The 1,557-nt window shown below is 45.5% G+C and carries 1 protein-coding gene; it reads right to left on the bottom strand.

Annotation, left to right across the window (positions count from 1 at the left end):
* Window positions 1–95 precede the first annotated feature (95 nt).
* Window positions 96–1,447, bottom strand: a protein-coding gene (locus AC1DLI_RS34250) for an IS1182 family transposase (RefSeq protein WP_477610186.1) whose coding sequence is annotated in 2 segments (ribosomal slippage) — window positions 96–880 and window positions 880–1,447 — 1,353 coding nt in all. Because the reading frame shifts where the segments join, the coding sequence is not laid out codon by codon here.
* Window positions 1,448–1,557 lie beyond the last annotated feature (110 nt).

Below are 1,557 nucleotides of genomic sequence, written 5' to 3'. Positions count from 1 at the left end.
CAGCTTGTAGAGAAACCCACGTTTTTTCAAAACGACAGGTTTCTCTTTTGTTTTTTTATCCTCTCTTTTCGTGAGAAACAGAGGGTTTAAACCTCTTACGCCCTCCGTTCCAAGTGGAGGGCGATCTTCTTCATGTTCTGCACGGCGGCGGTCATCAACGCTTGTTCCATTACGTTGTTTAACCCGCGCAACCGGCAATAGCGAAACCCGTGGAGCTGTTTAGCATCCGCGAAGCTTCGCTCAATCGTTTCTTTTCGTTTTCGGTACAATCTTTTGCCCGACTTGCTTAAGCGGTTTAATCGTACTTGCTCTTTACTGTCCTCCCAGATGTGCCGGGTGACGATCTTACGCTTGTTACGTGAGCGCGTACACTTTTCTAGCATGGGACATGCTGCACAGATCTTCGGATCCGAAGCATAGTGTCGGTATCCGTGTCGGTCTGTCGTTCGGTAAGGCAATTCTTGTTGCTGGGGACAAATATACAAGTTCCGTTCGGCATCATATGTAAATTTCCATTTGGGATATAACCCTTGTGTCGATTGAAATCTGCGGTGCGCAATAACACCATAAATGTTGCGGTCTTCAAGTCCCTTGCAAATCGGGGTCGTCATATAACCAGAATCAAGTGCGACTGCTTCAACTGCAAAACCAAAACGTTTACGCTGACGATCTAATCGAGAGAGGTACGGCACGGAATCGTGAACATTTCCTGCGGTTACGAAAACATCAGTAATGAGGTTGTACTTCACATCGACGGTACGATGGTCCAGATAAAAGAAGCCTTCCGGCTTGCCTTCCCGAAACATATATCCGCTGTCCGGGTCTGTTGTACTGACCTTCACTTCCTTGTCTTCGTTCACCTCCTCTCGTGGTTTTAGAGCTTTTTTCCTTGCGCTTTACGGTCGGTTTCAATTGCCGAGTTCAGTTCATCCAAATAGTCCCTTGTATTCTGCTGAACCTGCTCTTTTGTATATTTGTTTTTATTCGCATTCGCTTTCACGTGCGTGGAGTCGGATACCAACACACGGCCGCCAATCATACGGTGAGAGATGGCTTGCAGCACGATCTCATCAAAGATGTCCTGGAAGACAGAGGTATCCTTAAAACGCGTACGACGATTCCAACTGATCGTGGTGTGGTCTGGAACGCGATCGGTTAGCCCAAGTCCTAAAAACCAGCGATAAGCCAAATTAGTTTGAACTTCACGTTCAAGTTGGCGTTCGGAACGTATGCCATAGAAATAGCCTAGAAAGATCATTTTGAAGAGAACAAGTGGGTCAATAGCTGGACGACCGTTATCCTGCGAATAAAGATGGCGAACCTTCTCATCGATAAAGGTGAAATCGATGTGCTTATCGATCTTGCGAAGCATATGATCAGAGGGCACTAGCTCCTCAATGGAAACCAATTCGTAATTTTGTTGCTTATCTCGATTAGTACGCAGCATCACGACACCATCCGTTCGTTTTAATTACTATAATTATACTATATTAACGCGGTGTCGTGTTAAATTAATTAAACAAAAAGAAGACTGTCGAGACTTTCTCGACAGCCTGA

The sequence above is a fragment of the Paenibacillus sp. 01T443 genome (assembly GCF_056398325.1).
The sequence above is the reverse complement of the archived record's forward strand: the minus strand, read 5'-3'. Positions and strand labels throughout refer to the sequence as shown.